At 70.6% G+C, this 18877-nt stretch carries 19 protein-coding genes; 12 read left to right on the forward strand and 7 right to left on the reverse strand.

Going from position 1 to position 18877, the window contains the following annotated elements; translation table 11 throughout:
* Positions 1–7: 7 nt before the first annotated feature.
* Genes RAMLITH_RS16945 through RAMLITH_RS16975 form a run of 7 tightly spaced genes read right to left on the reverse strand, consistent with a single transcriptional unit; the run spans position 8 to position 7436 of the window.
* Positions 8–508 (reverse strand): chemotaxis protein CheW, encoded by a 501-nt coding sequence (locus RAMLITH_RS16945; RefSeq protein WP_202883282.1) that lies wholly within the window; start codon positions 506–508, stop codon positions 8–10.
* Between the two features lie 39 nt (positions 509–547).
* The gene (locus RAMLITH_RS16950; RefSeq protein ID WP_168108617.1) at positions 548–1573 is read right to left on the reverse strand and encodes a hypothetical protein; all 1026 of its coding nucleotides are present in this window, start codon (positions 1571–1573) and stop codon (positions 548–550) included.
* Between the two features lie 17 nt (positions 1574–1590).
* Positions 1591–3708, reverse strand: coding sequence for a chemotaxis protein CheW (locus tag RAMLITH_RS26205; protein ID WP_168108618.1), 2118 nt, complete (start codon positions 3706–3708; stop codon positions 1591–1593).
* Between the two features lie 10 nt (positions 3709–3718).
* The gene (locus tag RAMLITH_RS16960) at positions 3719–4081 is read right to left on the reverse strand and encodes a response regulator (protein WP_168108619.1); all 363 of its coding nucleotides are present in this window, start codon (positions 4079–4081) and stop codon (positions 3719–3721) included.
* Between the two features lie 3 nt (positions 4082–4084).
* Positions 4085–4951, reverse strand: coding sequence for a response regulator (locus RAMLITH_RS26120; RefSeq protein ID WP_168108620.1), 867 nt, complete (start codon positions 4949–4951; stop codon positions 4085–4087).
* Between the two features lie 17 nt (positions 4952–4968).
* Positions 4969–5850: a serine/threonine-protein kinase gene (locus RAMLITH_RS16970; RefSeq protein ID WP_168108621.1), complete on the reverse strand. Its 882-nt coding sequence runs from the start codon at positions 5848–5850 to the stop codon at positions 4969–4971.
* 2 nt (positions 5851–5852) lie between these two features.
* Positions 5853–7436 (reverse strand): protein kinase domain-containing protein, encoded by a 1584-nt coding sequence (locus RAMLITH_RS16975; RefSeq protein ID WP_168108622.1) that lies wholly within the window; start codon positions 7434–7436, stop codon positions 5853–5855.
* A 332-nt stretch (positions 7437–7768) separates the two neighbouring features.
* Between RAMLITH_RS16975 and RAMLITH_RS16980 the strand changes: the two genes are divergently transcribed.
* The 12 genes from RAMLITH_RS16980 (at position 7769) to RAMLITH_RS17035 (ending at position 18869) form a co-directional block, all read left to right on the forward strand.
* The gene (locus RAMLITH_RS16980; protein ID WP_168108623.1) at positions 7769–8923 is read left to right on the forward strand and encodes a methyl-accepting chemotaxis protein; all 1155 of its coding nucleotides are present in this window, start codon (positions 7769–7771) and stop codon (positions 8921–8923) included.
* 18 nt (positions 8924–8941) lie between these two features.
* A complete protein-coding gene (locus RAMLITH_RS16985; protein ID WP_168108624.1) occupies positions 8942–9313 on the forward strand; it encodes a response regulator in 372 nt (123 codons plus the stop codon).
* Positions 9310–9654, forward strand: coding sequence for an STAS domain-containing protein (locus RAMLITH_RS16990; RefSeq protein WP_202883283.1), 345 nt, complete (start codon positions 9310–9312; stop codon positions 9652–9654). Before RAMLITH_RS16985 ends, RAMLITH_RS16990 begins: the two co-directional genes overlap by 4 nt.
* A complete protein-coding gene (locus RAMLITH_RS16995) occupies positions 9651–11798 on the forward strand; it encodes a chemotaxis protein CheA (protein ID WP_168108625.1) in 2148 nt (715 codons plus the stop codon). The genes RAMLITH_RS16990 and RAMLITH_RS16995 overlap by 4 nt, the downstream gene beginning before the upstream one ends.
* 16 nt (positions 11799–11814) lie before the next feature.
* Positions 11815–13455 (forward strand): methyl-accepting chemotaxis protein, encoded by a 1641-nt coding sequence (locus RAMLITH_RS17000; RefSeq protein WP_168108626.1) that lies wholly within the window; start codon positions 11815–11817, stop codon positions 13453–13455.
* Between the two features lie 16 nt (positions 13456–13471).
* Complete coding sequence (locus RAMLITH_RS17005) at positions 13472–13993, forward strand: rhodanese-like domain-containing protein (RefSeq protein WP_168108627.1); 522 nt, start codon at positions 13472–13474, stop codon at positions 13991–13993.
* On the forward strand, positions 13965–14183 hold the full coding sequence (locus RAMLITH_RS17010) for a hypothetical protein (RefSeq protein ID WP_168108628.1): 219 nt from the start codon (positions 13965–13967) through the stop codon (positions 14181–14183). Before RAMLITH_RS17005 ends, RAMLITH_RS17010 begins: the two co-directional genes overlap by 29 nt.
* A 58-nt stretch (positions 14184–14241) precedes the next feature.
* Positions 14242–14724 carry a cache domain-containing protein gene (locus RAMLITH_RS17015; protein ID WP_168108629.1) on the forward strand — a complete coding sequence of 161 codons (483 nt, stop codon included), beginning with the start codon at positions 14242–14244 and terminating at the stop codon, positions 14722–14724.
* Positions 14725–14798: 74 nt separating this feature from the next.
* Positions 14799–15281, forward strand: a complete 483-nt coding sequence (locus RAMLITH_RS17020) for a cache domain-containing protein (protein ID WP_168108630.1) — start codon at positions 14799–14801, stop codon at positions 15279–15281.
* A 67-nt stretch (positions 15282–15348) separates the two neighbouring features.
* On the forward strand, positions 15349–17013 hold the full coding sequence (locus tag RAMLITH_RS17025; RefSeq protein WP_168108631.1) for a methyl-accepting chemotaxis protein: 1665 nt from the start codon (positions 15349–15351) through the stop codon (positions 17011–17013).
* A gap of 21 nt (positions 17014–17034) precedes the next feature.
* A complete protein-coding gene (locus RAMLITH_RS17030; protein ID WP_337786169.1) occupies positions 17035–18264 on the forward strand; it encodes a methyl-accepting chemotaxis protein in 1230 nt (409 codons plus the stop codon).
* Positions 18261–18869 carry a chemotaxis protein CheW gene (locus tag RAMLITH_RS17035; protein ID WP_168108632.1) on the forward strand — a complete coding sequence of 203 codons (609 nt, stop codon included), beginning with the start codon at positions 18261–18263 and terminating at the stop codon, positions 18867–18869. Before RAMLITH_RS17030 ends, RAMLITH_RS17035 begins: the two co-directional genes overlap by 4 nt.
* The last annotated feature ends 8 nt before the right edge of the window (positions 18870–18877 follow it).

The raw sequence follows: 18877 nt of genomic DNA on the forward strand, positions 1-18877 counted from the left end.
AGTGATCTCACGGCATGCGCTCCTCCACCAGGGCCATGTCGGCCCCGGTGACCAGTTTCTCGATGTCCAGCAGGATGAGCATGCGGCCGTCCACCGTCGCCAGTCCCGTGATGTAGCTGGTGTCGAAGACCGAGTCGGCGAATTCCGGCGGCGGCTGGATGGCTTCGCCGGCCAGCGGCAGGACGTCGGAGACGGCGTCGACCACCACCCCGACCACGCGGTCGGCGACGTTGAGCACGATCACCACCGTGCCTTCGTCGTAGGAGAACGGCAGGTCGAAGCGCACGCGCAGGTCGACGATCGGCACGATCACGCCGCGCAGGTTCATCACGCCCTTGATGAAGGCCGGCGCATTGGCGATCGCCGTCGGCCGCTCGTAGCCGCGGATCTCCTGCACCTTCAGGATGTGGATGCCGTACTGCTCATCGCCGAGCCGGAAGGTCAGGAATTCGCGGCACTCCGGGGCACTCTCCGCCGCGTACGGCGCCTGCATGGTCGTCTGGTTCATGTTGCGGTTCCTTCCGGTCCGGGTCCGTGCGCGACCGGCCTACTTCGCGGGCTGGAAGCCGCCGCCGACGGCCTTCAGGTGCACGGTGGCATCCAGGTCGACGCCATCGCTGTCGCGCTGGCTGGCCACGAGCGACGAGCTCCATCCCGGCTCCGACATCGCGTACGGCGGCACCACCCGGGTTTCGTCGGCGGTCACCGAGCCGACCATGTACAGCCCCGCCAGTTGCCGCGCGAGGTCGGCCGCGGCGGCGCCGGTGCGCGCGAGCAATTCGTTGAAGGTCGCGGGGGCGCGCTCGAGCTCGCGCACCACCAGCAGGCAGCGGTCGCTGAGCAGGCGCGGCGGCAGCTGCGGCGGACGGCGCAGGTACAGGCGCTTGCGCCGGTAGTGCCTGGGCAGGCAGTCGCGCGTCGTGCGCGTCGCGTACTGCCACATCGTTTCGGCGACGCTGGAATGCACGAAGCTGGCGGGCATCGCGTCGGCCGAGTCCGGCCGGCGGTTCCACTCGGCCTGGGCCAGCTGCGCCGGGTCGGCCAGCGGCCACACGCCGACGCCGCCGCGGCGGCTCACGACGGCGTACAACTTGCCTTGCACCGTCACGTGGTACACGCCGGCGCCCAGGTCGATCCTGCGCTGCACGATGTGCGCCGCCAGGTGGAACTGCACCATCGCCGGGCGCAGCCAGCCCTCGAGATGTCCGAGGAGGGTCTGGATGCCGGCCGGCGAGTCCAGGTCGAACAGGTGCGCGGGCTGGAAGTCGGGCGGTCCCGCCGGCGTGGAGAACGCGACCGGCCACTCCAGGTGTTCCGGGTTGATGTGGATCGGATGGTCGGTGACGCGCACCGGGACGATCCGCCAGCTGCCGTCGGGCAGCCGGCGCAGCCGCGGACCGCTGACGCACCAGGCATCGGCTTCGCCGAGCGGCGCGAGCTGCCAGACCATCTGCCGCTCGCCGGCGCGCCGGGCGAGCTCCACGCACAGCAGCGCCTCCTCTTCGGGTGCGAAGCCGACGAGCCCCAGGCGCAGCAGCGGAACCTCGGCGGTGCTGCGGGCGGCGGTATACATGGTGTTCCTCGCGTTCTTCAGCCCGCCAGCAGCGGGCGCGCTGCGTGGCACATCTGGATCACATGGGAGACGTCGAGGATCAGCGCCACGGAGCCGTCGCTCATGATGGTCGCGCCGGTGGCGCCCGGCACCTTGCGGAAGTTGGTCTCCAGGCTCTTGACCACGACCTGCTGCTGCCCGACCAGGGCGTCCACCAGCAGCGCGGCGCAGGCGCCTTGCGCCTCGACGACGACGGCGATGTCCTCGCCTTGCGGCGACGGCGTCTCCGGCGGGAACAGCGCTCCCAGCCGCAGCACCGGCAGGTACGTGCCGCGCACGCACAGCGTCTCGCCCTGTCCCGGCAGCATGTGCAGGTCGCCCGGCGCCAGGCCGCGCGACTCGACCACCGACGCCAGCGGCAGCACGTAGACCTGGCCGGCCAGCGACACCGTCATGGCTTCCATGATCGCCAGCGTCAGCGGCACGGTCATCGTCACGGTGACGCCGCGCCCGGCACGCGACGCGACGTCGACGGTCCCGCCGAGCGAGAGGATGTTGCGGCGCACGACGTCCATGCCGACGCCGCGGCCGGAGACCTCGGTCACCTCCTGCGCCGTGGAAAAACCCGCTTCGAACAGCAACTGCCACACGTCGCCGTCCGCGGCCTCCGGCGGCAGCACCCGGCCGCGCTCGGCGGCGCGGGCGAGGATCAGGTCGCGGTCCAGGCCGCGCCCGTCGTCGCTCACTTCGATCACCACCTTGCCCCCGCGCTGGCTCGCGGCCAGCGTCACCGTCCCTGTCGGCTGCTTGCCGGCCGCGATGCGGGCCTGCGGCGTCTCGAGGCCATGGTCGACGGCGTTGCGTACCAGGTGCGTCAGCGGGTCGAGGATCTTCTCGATCAGGCCGCGGTCCAGCTCGGTCGATTCGCCCAGCGTCTCCAGCGCCACCTGCTTGCCGAGCCGGGCCGACAGCTCGCGCACGAGCCGCGGGAACCGTGCGAATGCGTCGGAGATCGGCACCATGCGGATCGCCAGCACGGCCTCCTGCAGGTCGCGCGTGTTGCGCGCGAGGTCCGCCAGGCCGGCCTCGGCGCCGCCCGCGGCCAGGCCGGCCAGCCCGGCCTGCCGCGACAGTACCGACTCCGTGATCACCAGCTCGCCCACCAGGTTCACGAGCTGGTCGATCTTCGCGGTGGCGACGCGGATCGAGCTGGCGCCATGGGCGGCCGGCATGGCTGGCCCGGGTGGTGCCGCGGCCGCGACGGTGGAGCCCGCCTTGCGTGCGTTGAAGATCTCCGGCGTGACGAACAGGTCGACGGACTGCTGCTGGCCGCCGCCCGCGCCGGCCGGCGTCGCTGGCGGATTGGCCGCGGCGCCCGCTCGCGCCCGGCGGAATTCGTCGGGATCGACGAAGAGTTCGTTGGCCTCGTCGTGCCCGGCCGCGGCAGCCATGGCAGCGGCGGCGGGCGGCGCCCCGCCGCCCGCGGGCGATGGCACTGGCCCCACGTGCGTGAGGTCGGGCGGCACCACCAGCGCCAGCACGCTGCGCAGGTCGGTCTCGGTCCCCTCCAGCGTGACGTCGAAGGCGACGCTGCCGCCGGGGACGTTGTGCACCGCTTCGTTCGCCACCGCACCCATTTCCGCCAGCCCCGACAGCATCATCTCCAGCTCGGCGGCGTCGACCGGCGCCGGCAGCGGGCCCATGCGCACGTGGAAACTGCGGCTCGTCGCGCCGGTGCTGCCACCGCCGGCCGCGGGCACCTGCACCCGTTCGCGCAGCAGCGCTTCCGCCGGCCCGGCGTCGGGCGCCGCATCGAGCTCGCCGCGGCGCCATGCGACCTGGGCCTTGACGACGTCGCCGGCCTGCAGCATCACGTCGACGTCCTCGCGTGTCACGGCCCGCTCGCCCTTGCGCAACAGGTCGAGCAGGTTCTCGAAGACGTGGGCCAGCACGCCGATCTCCTGGAAGCCCAGCATGGCTGCGCTGCCCTTGATCGAATGCACGGCGCGGAAGATCGCGTTCAGTTCGTCGGGACAGGGCGCGCACGGATCCAGCTTCAGCAGGCTCGCCTCGGTCGCCTCCAGGTGCTCGCGGGCCTCCTCGAAGAAGATCTCGCGGAACGCGCCGCCGTCGCCGAAGGGGAACCCCTGCTTCACCGCGGCGCCCCTAGATGAACGCCCGCACGATGTCGAGCATTCGTTGCGGATCGAAGGGCTTGGCCATCCAGCCGGTGGCGCCGGCTTCGCGACCGCGCTGCTTGAGCTCCGGATTGACCTCGGTGGACAGCACCAGCAGCGCCACCGGGTCGTACGCGGCGAGGCAGCGCAGCTCCCGGATCAGGCTCACGCCGTCCATGCGCGGCATGTTCTGGTCGGTCACCACCAGGTCGTACACGCGCCGCCGTGCGAGTTCCAGCGCTTCCACGCCGTCCCCCGCTTCCTCGACGGCGTAGCCGGCCGTCTCCAGCACGGCCGTCACCATCTTGCGCATCGAGCGCGTGTCGTCCACCACCAAGATCGATTTGGGCATGTCTCACCTGTGCCTGGAATGGTGCTTGCGGCTGCTGGGCAGGAACCTGGCGATCACCTCGAGCAGGCGGTCCTCGTCCAGCGGCTTGGTCAGGTACTCGTCGCACCCGGCGAGCGAGCCGCGCAACTTGTCGAAGGGCGAACTGCGGCTGGTGAGCATCACCACCGCCGTCTTCTTGATCGCCTGCTTGTTGCCCTTGATCAGCTTGCAGACCTGGTAGCCGTCGATGCCGGGCATCACGACGTCGAGGAACACGCACGCGTATTCGCGGCCACCGGTCAGGCCCACGGCCTCCTCGCCGTTCTCGGCGAAGTCGACCTCGAACCTGAACGGCGCGAGCTTGGCCTGCATGAACGCGCGGACCGTGGCGTTGTCGTCGACCACCAGCACGGCGTCGCCCAGCGCGCGCCGGATGTCCGAGCGGTTCGCATCCGGCGCCAGCGGATTGGTGCGCAGCGGCCCGGCCCCGGAGCGGCGCGACCAGGTATTGACCCCGGCCGCCTCGGCAGTGCGCGCCACCAGCGGCGCGGGGGCCGTCTCGTCGAGATCGGCGACCGCATCCTCCATCGCCTGCAACAGCCGGGCCCATTGCAGCGGCCGCTCCACCACCTCCTGGGCGCCGCCGTGCCCGGGCGAGGCCACCAGCACGGCAGGCAGGGCGTCGCGGCGGTTGAGGGCGCGGAATTCGCCGAGCGCGGTCGCGTCGTCCACGTCGACCAGGTACAGGTCCGGCGTCAGCGCCGAGACCGGGTCGTATTGCACGAAGCCCGGGTCACGCCGGGCGGCGAGCGCGAAGATGCTGGTCAGCATCGCGCGTTCGGTCGGATTGAATCCGATCACGTCGACGAGGTACTGGTGGTTGTGGGGCACGGCTGGCTCGCTTTCCTTCAATCGCTGCCGGACCCGTGCCAGGGAGCCAGGCGCTGGATCTCCTGCAGAACGCCGTCGGCGTCGGCGGGGCGGTGCTGTGGCTGCTTGGCCAGCATCCGGTCGACGAGGTCCTGCCAGGCGCGCAGCGGCCGGGGCAGGCGCGGCACCGGCGCGACCAGGTGCTGCGCCAGCAGCTCGGTGGCGGTGCGGCCGGAGAACGGCGGCTGCCCGCACAGCATCTCGTGGAACACGACGCCCAGGCTGTACACGTCGGCCTGCGGTTGCGGCGCCGCGCCTTGCGCCTGTTCCGGCGCGGCGTAGCAGGCCGTGCCGACCAGGCGGCCGGCGCCGGCTCGCGCCGATGCATCCCCGGCACGGGCTGCCACGCCGAAGTCGGCCAGCACGAGCTGGCCCTCGCGCAGCAGCAGGTTGCGCGGCTTCACGTCCCGATGCACGATGCCGCGGCGATGCGCGGCGGCGAGTCCGCACGCAGCCTGCCGCAGCAGCGACACCGCGTGCTCCGGCGCGATGCCGCCACGCAGGTGGTCGCCCAGCGTTCCGCCGGGCAGGTACTCCATGGCCAGGTAGGCCACGTCGCCCACGGCGCGGTGCTCGTAGGCGCGCACGACGTGCTGGTCGCGCACCGCGCTCACCAAGGCGCATTCCGAGGCGAACCAGCGCCAGCTCGCGTCGCCGGGGCTGGGGGCGCGGTGCACCACCTTCAACGCCACGTGCCGCCCGCGCCGGTCGTGCGCGACGTGGACGACCGCGGCGCCTCGGCCGCCGAGCTTCCGGCCAAGGCAGTAGCCACCGATGATGCGGCCAGCCACTTCCTGCTGCCAATCCACCGGCGACGAGCCCGCCGTCAGGAAAGCGTCGTTGCCGGCGTCGGGCCACATGGTCAGAGCTCCCGCCGTTCGAGGTCGTCGAGCAGCGCCAGGGCCGACGGATAGCGCTGCTCGCGGTCCTTGGCCATCAGCCGGTTCAGCACCGGCTGGAACGCCTTGTGCGGCGCCGGCAGCTGCGGCACCAGCGCGTTGATGTGCAGGTCAAGCATCGCCTGCGCCGTCTCGGCCTGGTACGGGCGGCGGCCCGTGAGCAGCTCGTAGGCGAGCACGCCCAGGCTGTAGAGGTCGCAGCGGGCGTCGACGCGTTCGCCGCGCGCCTGCTCCGGGCTCAGGTAGGACGGGGTGCCCACGATGTCGCCGTGGCCCGTGTTCATGATCAGCATGGCCACCTGCTTGGCGACGCCGAAATCGGCCAGCGCCAGGGTGCCGTCCTGCCGCAGCATCAGGTTGTCCGGCTTCAGGTCGCGGTGCACGATGCCCTGAGCGTGGATGGCCGCCAGCCCTTCCGCCGTCTGCCGCACGTAGCCCATTGCCTCCCGCGGCGTGATCCCCTTCGCGATGCGCGCGCGCAGGTCGCCGCCGGGAAAGTACTCCATGGCGATGTAGGCGTGGCCCGCGGAGAAGTCCTGGCGGTGGATGCGCGCGACGTGCGGGCTGTCGACCTGCGCGAGCAGCGCGTACTCCTGGATGAAGCGCTGCAGGCCGTCCTCGCCGGAGAAGCTGTCCAGCGGCATGATCTTGAGCACCTGCGGCGGCCCGTCCTCTTGCGCTTGCGCCAGGAACACGTTGGCCATCCCGCCGGCCCCGATCTGGCGCAGGATGCGGTAACCCTCGATCAGCAGGTGGGCCGGCGCCTGCGCCGGCACGCCAGGCAGCGAGACCTCGTGCGGCCGCTCCCGCGCCTGGCCGTTCCCGGCGATGGCCTCGCGCAGCAACTGGTACATCTCCGGCTTGGTGCGGGAACCGCGCCGCGGAACCAGCCCCGTGACCTCGACGATGTCGACGAACGAGTTGTCCGGCGGCGCGACCGACCCGATGCGCCCGCCCTCGGCCCGGCCGGCTGCCGCGCGCATGGTGCGCCCGGAACTGGCGATGCTCCAGCCCAGGTCGCCGGCCGTCACCTCCAGCAGCCGCGCGATCTCGACCGCCTCACCGGTGGCATGCACCATGCCGTTGCTGCGAGCGCCCCGTCCGCTGATCTCGGCGTTGCCCAGGTTCACGCCGGCCGCCACGGTGAGCGGCGGTGCCTGCGGGTCCGCCAGTTGCTGGGCGACGCGCCTGGCCAGCTCGACCGCCTCGTACACCACCAGGATGGCGGCGTGCAGGCCGCGCTGCGCGTGGTCGGGCTTGCGCGCATCAGGTTTGTTCGAGAACACGGCCAGGATCGAATCGGGCCGCCGCTGCGCGATTTCACCGCCGAGCTTGAGGACCGGCTCCGACAAGGCGCGGCGCGCCTCGTTCAGGAACCCGGTGAGGTCTTCGGCGGAGAGATGCCGGCAGATCGGCGCGAAATTCTGCAGCCGCGCATACACGAAGGTGGCCACTGTCGTGCGCGCCCACTGCCCGCTGCGGTGACGCGCGCCAGCCGCCGCCGGGGGTGGCGTCAGGACGGCTGGTGCGGACTCCAATGTAAGCATCGTTTCAAATTTACACACGCTCAGCAATTGTTTTCTTGCCGATGCGGTGTTGCCGTGCGGTAAGCCGATGCCTCCTCTGACCAGCAATTTACGCCAACTTCTGGGGCTTTACCTTAACTAGGAAGCACTATCTCGCTGCGATTAGGCGTCATAGTGAGAGGAATGTCACGAATCGCACCTTGATCAGGATCAACGCAGCCGAACAAAGACGAACAGCAAAACTGCTCTGCCGATACGGTTAACCCAGGTTAAAGACGTGACGAAATGAAACAACTGTATCTACAGCGCGGGGTCGTTCGAGTCGCGGCGTTCCTCCCTGACGGAGTCGGCCCGTGAAGTCCGCGCGGCTTGCCTCGGTCGGACAACGGGTGCGCGACCTGCTGCCCCCGACGGTCTTCGGCCGTTGGCCGCTCGGTTGTGGCGCGGCCGGTGCGGTCCTCATCATCGGTGTCGGAGGTGCGAAGGCACCAGCCGTCCTGGCGGCCGGCACCATGGCGCTCATCGGACTGCTGGCCGCCCGCGCGCTCGAGCAGCGTCACGCGTCGGCCCTCGCTGCCGCCGAGCGCCGCGCGCGAGCGGAGACCGACCGCGTGACCAGATTGTGCGGCCAGGCGGCGCCGGTCTGGGTGCGCCAGATCGAGACGGTGCGCAGCGAGGCCGACCACGAGGTCGGCGAGCTCGCCCAGGTCTTCGGCGAGCTGTGCAGCAAGCTCGACCGCGTCCTCGGTCCCGTGGGCGCCGACGGCGGCTCGCCCGAGGAGATCCTGGCCGGACTGGAGCGCAACGGCCGGCAGCTGGAACACCTCGTCGCCGCCCTGCGCCAGCTGCAGGCGAGCAAGGACCGCATCGTCCAGGAAGTCGGGCTCCAGGCGGCGCAGCTGCGGGAGAGCGCGTCCGACATCCGCCAGATCGCGCTGAACATCCGCATGGTCTCGCTCAACGCGACGATCGAGGCGGCCCGCGCCGGCGCGGCGGGCAAGCCCTTCGGCGTGATCGTGGCCGACATGCGCGGCCTCGCGGCGCGCACCGCCGAGGCGAGCGACCAGTTTTCCAGACAGACCGAGCACCTGCACCGCACCCTGAGCGGCGTCTTCGCCGGCCAGCAGGATTCCGGTGCGCAGGCGTTCTCGATCGGTGCCGCCGAGGACCTGGTTCACCACGTCGTCGCCAGCTCCGAAGCCATGACGCGCCAGCTCACCGAGGCCATCGGGGCGATGGAGGACGAGCGCCGCAACGTGCGCGGCGACCTCTCGCGCGCGCTCGTCGCGCTGCAGTTCCAGGACCGCGTCAGCCAGATCCTGTCGCACGTGACGCACAACCTCCAGGAGATGCAGGCACGCATCGCGGCCGGGCACTGGCACACGCTGGACGAGCGCGAGTGGCTGGCGCGGCTGGCCAGCGACTACTCGACGCACGAAGAGTTCACCAACCACGCGGCAGGCCCGCTGCCGGCCGCGCAGCCGGCCTCGGCGATCACGTTCTTCTAGGGCAGCAAGGAGCACCCCATGACCCGCAAACGCATCATGGTCATCGACGATTCCGTCTCGCTGCGCGAGGTGGTCGGCATTTCGCTGCGCAGCGCGGGCTACGAGGTCACCGAGGCGTGCGATGGGCAGGACGCGCTGTCCAAGCTGAACGGCAGCCGCTTCCACCTGATGATCTGCGACGTGAACATGCCGGTGATGGACGGCATCAGCTTCGTCAGGGAAGTCAAGCAGCTGCCGCGCCACCGCTTCGTGCCGATCATCATGCTCACCACGGAGTCGCGCGAGAGCCGCAAGGCCGAAGGGCAGCTGGCCGGCGCGAAGGCCTGGGTGGTCAAGCCGTTCCGCCCCGACCAGATGCTGCAGGCCGTGGCCAAGCTGATCCTGCCATGAACGCCGACCGAGCCACCGCCATGGACGACGCCCCGGCCCGGATCTCGCTGGCCGGCAGCATGACCATCTACGAGGCGCCCGCGCAGAAAGCCCAGCTGCTGGCAGCGCTGGCCGGCGCCGCCGCACTCGACCTCGACCTCGCCCAGGTCGACGAGGCGGACACGGCGGGACTGCAACTGCTCCTGCTGCTCAGGCGCGAAGGCGCCCGGGCCGGCAAGCCGGTGCGCGTGCTGGGCCTCGGCCCCGCCCTCCTCGACGTGCTGGACCGCTACGGGCTGGGCACCGCCTTCGCCGATCCCTCGCCGCGGCGTGCCGATGGCGCAGCCGGAGGACAACCATGACCCACGAAACAGCCGCACCGCACACCTTCATCGTGGAAAGCCGTGAACTGCTGCGCGACATGGAAGCCGCGCTGCTGACGCTGGAGCAGTCGCCCGCCGACCGGGAGGCGATCAGCGCGGTGTTCCGTGCGATGCACACGATCAAGGGATCCTCCGGCGTGTTCGGCTTCGACGTCATCGTCGAATTCACCCACGCGATGGAGAGCGTGGTCGAGGAAATCCGCGCCGGACGGCTGGCCGTCGACGACGTGCTGGTGGCGTTGCTCCTCACCTGCGGCGACCACGTGGCGGCGCTGATCGACTGCCTCGAGCCGCCGGACCGGCTCGAGCGGCTGGAGGCCGCCCGGGGCGCCGGCGCCGACCTGCTGCAGCAGCTCGGGTGCTACGTCGCGGTCGACGGCGCGGCGCCGCGGTCGATCGCGCGCACTGGCGCGAACCTGTCGCCACCGGAAGGCGGCTGTGCCGGCGGCGGCGCGTGGCATGTCTCGGCGCGTTTCGATCCGGACGTGCTGCGGCACGGCATGGATCCCCTGTCGTTCCTGCGCTACCTGGCCACGCTGGGCGAAGTCAGGTCGGTTGCCTGCCTGTGGGATGCCATGCCGGACGCAACGGCGATGGATCCGCAAGCCTGCTACGTCGGGTTCGAGCTCCAGCTGGCCGGCGAGCTCGAACGCGACGCGGTGGAGGATGCGTTCGAATTCGTGCGCGAGGACAGCAGCATCGTCGTCCTGCCGCCGCTGGCCCCGCTGGCCAGCTGGGCCGGACTGCTGCGCGAACGCGGCGAAGGCGAGCGGCTCGAAGCGGCGCTGGTGGCGAGCGGCGCGCTCACCCCGCTCGAACTGGAGCAGGTGCTCGCGCTGCAGCGGCGCGATCGCGCAACGCAGCCGGCCGCCGCGCCGGCGGCCGCGTCCGCGCCGGGAAAGATTCCTTCGCGGGCGGCCGCCGAAGCGCGCTCGGTGCGCGTGCACGCCGGCAAGCTGGACGCCCTGATCGACCTGGTCGGCGAACTCGTGATCGCCAGCGCCGGCGTGAGCCTGGGCGCCCGGCGCACGGTGGACGGCGAACTGCGCGAAGCCACCGCCAGCATGACCCGGCTGGTCGAGGAAGTGCGCGACGCGGCGCTGTCCCTGCGCATGGTGCCGATCCGCGAGACCTTCAACCGGTTCAACCGCGTCGTGCACGACCTCGGACGCGAGCTGGGCAAGGACGCCGAGCTGGTGATCAGCGGGGCCGACACCGAGCTGGACAAGTCGCTGGTCGAGAAACTGAGCGATCCGCTGATGCACCTGGTGCGCAACGCGCTGGACCACGGCATCGAATCGCCCGGACAGCGGCTGCTGCGCGGCAAGCCGGCGTGCGGCCGCGTCCAGCTGCACGCGTACCACGAGACCGGCAGCATCGTCGTCGAGGTCGTCGACGACGGCGGCGGGCTGGACCGCGATCGCATCCTGGCGCGCGCGCAGGACGCGGGCCTGGTCCAGCCGGGACAGACGCTCGCCGACCGCGACGTGTACCAGTTGATCATGGAGCCGGGCTTCTCGACCGCGGATACGGTCACCAGCGTGTCCGGCCGCGGCATCGGCATGGACGTCGTGCGCCGCAACATCGAGAGCCTGCGCGGGACCATCCACATCGACAGCGTCGCCGCGCAAGGCACCGCCATCGCGCTGCGGGTGCCGCTGACGCTGGCCATCATCGACGGCTTCCTGGTCGATGTCGGCCGCTCCACCTACGTCATCCCGCTCAAGATGGTCGTCGAGTGCCTCGAGCTGCCGCCCCAAGACCGGGCGCGGGTGCGCGAGAGCGGCTACGTCAACCTCCGCGGCGAAGTGCTGCCGCTGCTGCGGCTGCGCGACGTCTTCGATGTCGCCGGCGACGCCGGCAAGCGCGAGAACGTCGTCGTCGTGAACTACGGCGACCAGCGGGCGGGCTTCGTCGTCGACGCGCTGCTCGGCGAGTTCCAGACCGTGATCAAGCCGCTCGGGCGGCTCTTCGACGGACTCGCGGGCATCAGCGGCTCCACGATCCTGGGCAGCGGCGAGGTGGCGCTGATCCTCGATGTGCCGGGGCTGGTGCAGCGGGCGACCCAGGCGGGCGGTCCGCGCCAGTCGCAGGCAACCGCCTCGACTGTCGAAAGGGGATGAGGGGGTCGAAATGAAGATGAGTCTGAAAGCCAAGTTTCTTGGGTTCGCCCTGGCCATCCTCGCCACCGTGGGGATCGTGGCGGCGGGCGCCTTGTTCATCGCGAATACGCTCAACGGCACCTTCGCCGCCTATGCGTCCAGCAGCAGCGCCGTGCAGCGCCAGCTGAAAGTCGACATGGAGCATGAGGGCATCCTCGCCTACGTGTACCTCGCGGTGGCAGGCGCCCACGCGCAGGACGCGGCCCGGCTGAAGGAGGCGCGCGTCGAGCTCGACGAGCACGTGGGTGCAGTTCGCAGGCACCTCAAGGAGGCCGCGGGCGACGGAACCACCGAGGCCAGCCGGCACGCCGCCGCGAAGCTCGAGCCGGGGTTGGCGGCCTATGGCGACAGTGCCTTCGCCGTGCTGGCGGCGGCGCAGAAGGATGCGGCCGCCGCGGAAGCAGCCCTTCCCGCCTTCGTGCAGCGGTTCAAGGCGCTGGAAGTGGAACTGGCCCAGTCCGCCGAGCAGATCCAGAAGCAAGCGGACGATGCGCTCGCCGCCGGCACCTCGGCCGCGCAGCGTTCGACCGTCGCCCTGCTGATCGTCGCCGCGGTGGCGGCCCTGGCCGCCACCGCCTTGTGCTTCCTGCTGGCACGGACGATCCTGCGCCAGCTCGGCGGCGACCCCAGCTATGCGGCCGACGTGGTCCGCGCCGTGTCGCAGGGCGACCTGACCGTGGACGTGGCCACCGGCCGGGACGATCGCGGCAGCCTCCTGTTCGCCATGCGCGGCATGGTCGAGCGTCTCTCGCAGGTGATCGGCGAGGTTCGCAGCGGCGCGGGCAACCTGTCCTCGGCGTCCGAGCAGGTCAACGCGACGGCCCAGTCGCTGAGCCAGGCCTCCAGCGAGCAGGCCGCCAGCGTCGAGGAGACCAGCGCCTCGGTCGAGCAGATGACCGCCTCGATCACCCAGAACGGCGAGAACGCCAAGGTCACCGATGCGATGGCCGTGCAGGCGTCCCAGCGCGCGGCCGAGGGCGGCCAGGCCGTGCAGCAGACGGTCCAGGCGATGAAGGACATCGCCAAGAGGATCGGGATCATCGACGACATCGCCTACCAGACCAACCTGCTGGCGCTCAACGCCGCGATCGAGGCGGCACGCGCCGGCGAACATGGCCGGGGCTTCGCCGTGGTCGCCGGCGAGGTGCGCAAGCTGGCCGAGCGCAGCCAGGTGGCCGCGCAGGAGATCGGCGAGATGGCCGCCGGCTCGGTGGCCGTGGCCGAGAAGGCCGGCCAGTTCCTGGCCGAGATCGTGCCGGCGACCAGGAAGACCTCCGATCTGGTGCAGGAGATCGCCGCCGCCTCGCAGGAGCAGTCCTCCAGCGTCGCGCAGATCAACACCTCGATGACGCAGCTGGCGCAGATCACGCAGCAGAACGCGTCCTCCTCCGAGGAGCTGGCGGCCACCGCCGAGGAAATGAGCTCGCAGGCCATCAACCTGCAGGAAGTCGTCGCGTTCTTCAAGACGCAAGCACGCGACGCGCCGGCCGCGCCGCCGGCCACGCCTGCCGCAGCCCGCACCGCGGGCGCCCAGCCGGCGCTGCCAGTCCTGACGCACCTGGCCGGCCAGCTGTCGCCGGCCGTGGTGCAGGACCGCGACTCGTTCGTGAAGTTCTAGGGAAGGGAGCAACGCAATGAGCCCGTTTGCGAAATTCGTCCTTCGAACTCGTGTTGCGGCGGCAGGCGCATTGGTCTTCGCGGCGGCCGCCCTGGTCGCGGTGGTCATCGAACCGCCAGCCGCCCTCCCCGGCGCAGCGGTGATCGGCGCCCAGCAGGGAAAGACGCTCGCCGACCTCGGCGCCCCGCTGATCGACACGCGCTCCCCGAGCGAATTCGCCCGCGAGCACATCCCCGGCGCCACTAGCCTGCCTCATGGCGCGGACCGCACCCAGCAAGGCGGCGAGCAAGCGGCGGCGTACGGCGTCGACCTGGCGCAGGTGGCGGCCGGGAAGGACTCGCCGCTGGTCTTCTACTGCGGCGCGAGCGAGTGCTGGACCAGTTACGAGGCGGCGCGGCTGGCGGTGCAGGCCGGCTACCGGCAGGTCCACTGGCTGCGCGGAGGGCTCGCGGCCTGGCGCGCCCGCGACTACCCGACGACTTTCGCCGCCCCCACGAGGAGAAGCGATCGTGAACCTTCAGAGATGGCTCAGCGCTGAACACGCGCCGTGGCCGGTCCGCCCCGGTCTGTTGTCGCGCCGCCTGGCTGCGGGCGCATCGGCGGGGCAGGTGCTGATACCGGCGCCCGGCTCCGCCCGCCTGCGCGCCGAGCCGACCTGCTGCGCCACGGTGCTGGGCGAGCTGCCGCGGCTGCTCGCGCACTCCGCCGCCTCGTTCGTCAGGTCATGACAAGGGGCATGCACCCGGAACCGATCGACAGAGTTTTCAACCCACCGAAGGAGATCCCATGAGACCCGTCAACGCCATCAGGAATGTGTTCGCGCTGGTCGTGATGTTCGCTGTCGCGGCATTCGCGCTGCAGGCGCGGGCGCAGGACCACAGCCGCGGCAGTCCGGCCGAAGCGCAGGCCATGGTCAAGAAGGCCATCGAGTTCTACCAGAAGAACGGCAGGGAGAAGGCCCTTGCCGAATTCGTGAAGAAGCCGGGCCCGTTCGTCGACCGTGACCTGTACGTGACCGTCTACACGCTGCAGGGCGACTCGCTGGCGCACATCAACCCGAAGATGGTCGGCAAGAACATGATGGAACTGCGCGACGGCGACGGCAAGTACCACATCCGCGAGCGGATGGAATCGGCCGCCAAGGGCACGTCGGGCTGGCAGGACTTCAAGTTCTTCAATCCGGTCAACAAGCAGATCGAACCCAAGCAGATGTACTGGGAGAAGCACGACAACCTCGTCTTCGCCGCGGGCGCCTACAAGCCCCTCTGATCGTCGCGCGTACACCGGCGACAGCACCCGATGGGAACGCTGTCCTCCCAACCACCAACCGAAGGAGATATCCAATGAGAACCGTCAACGCCATCCGGAACGTGCTCGCGCTGGTCGCGATGCTCGCGGTCGCGGCATTCGCGCTGCAAGCGCAGGCCCAGGACCCCAGCCGCGGCAGTCCGGCCGAAGCGCAGGCCATGGTCAAGAAAGCGCTCGAGTTCTACCAGAAGAACGGCAGGGAGAAGGCCCTCGCCGAATTCATGAAGAAACCCGGGCCGTTCGTCGAACGTGACCTGTACGTGACCGTCTACACGCTGCAGGGCGACTCGCTGGCGCACATCAATCCGAAGATGGTGGGCAAGAACATGATGGATCTGCGCGATCCGGACGGCAAGTTCCTGATCAAGGAGCGGATGGATGCGGCCGCACGAGGCAGCTCCGGCTGGCAGGACTACAAGTTCTTCAATCCCGTGAGCAAGAAGATCGAGCCCAAGCAGATGTACTGGGAGAAGCACGACAACCTCGTCTTCGCCGCAGGCGCCTACAAACCCCTCTGATCGTCGTGCGCGACGCCGGCGGCAGCGCACCACGGTGCCCGCCGGCCGCGGCCCAGGAGACATATCCATGCAGTTACGTTTTCTCAAGATCGGCACGCGGCTGGGCGTCGGTTTCGGCGCCGTCCTCGCGCTGATGACCGCCGTCGCGCTGACCGGCAGCTATTTCCAGAACCAGAGCCGCGAGGACCTGGCCGCCTCCCTCGGCGCCGCGTCGGCAAAGGAGGCGCTGGTATCGAAGATGAAGTTCCTGATGCTCGAGCAGTCGGCCGCGATGCGCAACATCGGCCTGCACTCCGAGGTCAAGGCCATGAACCAGGAGGCGGATCGGGCACGCGAGCTGGGAAAGAAATACCACGAGCCCCTGCAGCGACTGGAGAAGTTCGACCTCACCCCGGCGGAGAAGCAGCTGCTGGCGGAGATCGACAGGATGGACGACGAGCTGGAGAAGCCGCTGAGCGCCGCCTTCTCGCTCTCGACCGGCCTGCGCACCGAAGAAGCCGCGCAGGTCATCGTGAAGGAGATCGATCCGGTCGTGCAACGCATCGTGTCGGGACTCGACCGCCTCGCCGAGCTGCAGACCCGCGACAGCGAGGGCGCGATCGCCGCGGCACGGCTGCGCGGCGACCAGGTGGTGAAGCTGCTCACCGCGGTCGTGGCCGTCGTCCTCGTGGCGGCTGCGTGCCTGGCGTATGTCGTGACGCGCAGCATCACGGTGCCGATCTCGAAGGCGGTCCGGATTTCGCAGCGGGTCGCCGCCGGCGATCTCGCCGCCGACGACGTCGACGGGAAGATCTCCGCGGATGCGGGCCGGGACGAGGTCGGCCAATTGCTCGTCGCGATGGACGCCATGGTCGAGCGTCTCTCGCAGGTGATCGGCGAGGTGCGCAGCGGCGCGGGCAACCTGTCCTCGGCGTCCGAGCAGGTCAACGCGACGGCCCAGTCGCTGAGCCAGGCCTCCAGCGAGCAGGCCGCCAGCGTCGAGGAGACCAGCGCCTCGGTCGAGCAGATGACCGCCTCGATCACCCAGAACGGCGAGAACGCCAAGGTCACCGACGCGATGGCCGTGCAGGCGTCCCAGCGCGCGGCCGAGGGCGGCCAGGCCGTGCAGCAGACGGTCCAGGCGATGAAGGACATCGCCAAGAGGATCGGGATCATCGACGACATCGCCTACCAGACCAACCTGCTGGCGCTCAACGCCGCGATCGAGGCGGCACGCGCCGGCGAACATGGCCGGGGCTTCGCCGTGGTCGCCGGCGAGGTGCGCAAGCTGGCCGAGCGCAGCCAGGTGGCCGCGCAGGAGATCGGCGAGATGGCCGCCGGCTCGGTGGCCGTGGCCGAGAAGGCCGGCCAGTTCCTGGCCGAGATCGTGCCGGCGACCAGGAAGACCTCCGATCTGGTGCAGGAGATCGCCGCCGCCTCGCAGGAGCAGTCCTCCAGCGTCGCGCAGATCAACACCTCGATGACGCAGCTGGCGCAGATCACGCAGCAGAACGCGTCCTCCTCCGAGGAGCTGGCGGCCACCGCCGAGGAAATGAGCTCGCAGGCCATCAACCTGCAGGAAGTCGTCGCGTTCTTCAAGACGCAAGCACGCGACGCGCCGGCCGCGCCGCCGGCCAGGGCTGCCGCAGCCCGCACCGCGGGCGCCCAGCCGGCGCTGCCAGTCCTGACGCACCTGGCCGGCCAGCTGTCGCCGGCCGTGGTGCAGGACCGCGACTCGTTCGTGAAGTTCTAGTGCATTTCGAAGGAGACGACCGTGAAGCCGCCCGCGACGCTGACCATCCGGCACAAGCTGTACCTCCTTGGCGCGGTCTGCTTCGCCTGCGCGGTCTCGCTGGGCGTCGCCGCGATCCTGTTTGCCGGCGAGGTGGAGCGCGGCTGGCGCATCCTCGGCGAAGGGCGCGCGCTGACCGCGGAGGCGGGCGCCCTGCAGGCTTCGGCGAACCGGTTCCGCAACTTCGCAGCGGCCGTGGCCCTGGCCGGCGGCGTGGCATCCATGACCATCGTCGTGCTGATCTACGCCTCCCTCATGGGCGGACTGCGGCGCGCGCTGCTGGCCGCCCGGGCGATGGCGCACGGCGACTTCGTGTCGCCGGTCGAGGTCGGCGCCCGCGACGAGATGGGCCTGCTGCTGCGAGCGCTGCGGGGGGTGCGCGACGGCTTCGTGCAGGCGATCGGCGAGGTGCGGGCCAGCGCCGACGCCCTCGGCGCCGCCTCGGCCGAGATCGGCACGGCGGCGGGCTCCCTCAGCCGGGAAGCGGCGCAGCAGGCGGCCGGCGTAGCCGCAACCACCGCCTCGGTGCAGGAGATCACGGCCTCGATCGTGCGCAATGGCGAGAACGCGCAAGTGACCGACCGCGTGGCCATCGCCTGCGCCATGCAGGCGGCGGACGGCGGCGCGGCCGTGGACGGGACGCTCGCCGCGATGAAGCAGATCGCCGCCCGGATCGGCATCGTCGACGAGATCGCCTACCAGACCAACCTGCTGGCGCTCAACGCCGCCATCGAGGCCGCGCGCGCCGGCGAGCAGGGCAAGGGCTTTGCCGTCGTTGCCGGCGAAGTGCGCAAGCTGGCCGAACGCAGCCAGTTCGCGGCGCGGGAGATCGGCGAGCTGGCGGGCAATTCGCTGGCGGTGGCCGACAAGGCCGGGCAGTTGCTCTCCGACATGGTGCCGGCCATCCAGAAGACGTCGCACCTCGTGCGGGAGATCGCCGCGGCCTCACAGGCGCAGTCGCTCGGCGTCGGGCAGATCAACGACACCATGGGCCGGCTGAACGGAACGACGCAGCGCAATGCCGCGTCGTCGCAGCAGCTGGCGACCATCGCGCAGGCGATGAGCGGGCACGTCGAAGTGCTGCAGCGCCTGGTGGGAATGTTCCGCGTGCCGGCGCTGCAGGGCTCGACCGCCGCCGTCCCCGTCCACGCCCCGGTTGCGGCGCCCCCCGCATCCCGGCCATCAACAGGTTCCAGGAAGGAGCATCCATGACCGAACTCGCCAGAAACGGCAAGCACCAGTCCGCGGCGGCGGGCACGGAGGCGGCGCCGCAGCGAAGCCGCCAGTACCTCACCTTCCTGGTGGGCGGCGAACCCTTCGCGGTCCCGATCGCCGCCATCAAGGAGATCATCGAATACCGGCAGCCGACCGACGTGCCGATGATGCCGGCCTTCATGCGCGGTGTGATCAACCTGCGCGGCCGGGTGGTGCCGGTGGTCGACCTGTCGTCGCGCTTCGGCCGCGGCAGCGGCCAGGTCACGCGGCGCAGCTGCATCGTCGTGGCGGAAATCCGCCACGACGAGGAGCTGCACGACATCGGGGTGGCCGTCGACGCCGTCAACGCGGTGCTCGACATCGCCGACGAGGACATCGAGCCGCCGCCCGCCTTCGGCGCGAAACTGCGCGCGGAGTTCATCAGCGGCATGGGCAAGCTGGGCGAGAAGTTCGTCATCGTCCTGGACATCGACAAGGTGCTGTCCGTCGACGAGCTGTCGCTGCTCGCCGGGGCCGGCGCGTTCCACGACGCCCCCGCCCCGCCGGCCGCGGACACGACCCGCCCGGCGCCGGAGCCGGCCTCCTCGCCGCCCGACGCGTGACGGCGCCG

Source organism: Ramlibacter lithotrophicus, from assembly GCF_012184415.1.
GTDB classification, from domain to species: domain Bacteria; phylum Pseudomonadota; class Gammaproteobacteria; order Burkholderiales; family Burkholderiaceae_C; genus Ramlibacter; species Ramlibacter lithotrophicus.

Coding starts and splice junctions, on each gene's coding strand:
- RAMLITH_RS16945 (WP_202883282.1), bottom strand. CDS start 508: ATGAACCAGACGACCATGCAGGCGCCGTACGCGGCGGAGAGTGCCCCG.
- RAMLITH_RS16970 (WP_168108621.1), bottom strand. CDS start 5,850: ATGTGGCCCGACGCCGGCAACGACGCTTTCCTGACGGCGGGCTCGTCG.
- RAMLITH_RS16985 (WP_168108624.1), top strand. CDS start 8,942: ATGACCCGCAAACGCATCATGGTCATCGACGATTCCGTCTCGCTGCGC.
- RAMLITH_RS17020 (WP_168108630.1), top strand. CDS start 14,799: ATGAGAACCGTCAACGCCATCCGGAACGTGCTCGCGCTGGTCGCGATG.
- RAMLITH_RS16950 (WP_168108617.1), bottom strand. CDS start 1,573: ATGTATACCGCCGCCCGCAGCACCGCCGAGGTTCCGCTGCTGCGCCTG.
- RAMLITH_RS16960 (WP_168108619.1), bottom strand. CDS start 4,081: ATGCCCAAATCGATCTTGGTGGTGGACGACACGCGCTCGATGCGCAAG.
- RAMLITH_RS16990 (WP_202883283.1), top strand. CDS start 9,310: ATGAACGCCGACCGAGCCACCGCCATGGACGACGCCCCGGCCCGGATC.
- RAMLITH_RS17000 (WP_168108626.1), top strand. CDS start 11,815: ATGAGTCTGAAAGCCAAGTTTCTTGGGTTCGCCCTGGCCATCCTCGCC.
- RAMLITH_RS17015 (WP_168108629.1), top strand. CDS start 14,242: ATGAGACCCGTCAACGCCATCAGGAATGTGTTCGCGCTGGTCGTGATG.
- RAMLITH_RS17025 (WP_168108631.1), top strand. CDS start 15,349: ATGCAGTTACGTTTTCTCAAGATCGGCACGCGGCTGGGCGTCGGTTTC.
- RAMLITH_RS16995 (WP_168108625.1), top strand. CDS start 9,651: ATGACCCACGAAACAGCCGCACCGCACACCTTCATCGTGGAAAGCCGT.
- RAMLITH_RS17005 (WP_168108627.1), top strand. CDS start 13,472: ATGAGCCCGTTTGCGAAATTCGTCCTTCGAACTCGTGTTGCGGCGGCA.
- RAMLITH_RS16975 (WP_168108622.1), bottom strand. CDS start 7,436: ATGCTTACATTGGAGTCCGCACCAGCCGTCCTGACGCCACCCCCGGCG.
- RAMLITH_RS17035 (WP_168108632.1), top strand. CDS start 18,261: ATGACCGAACTCGCCAGAAACGGCAAGCACCAGTCCGCGGCGGCGGGC.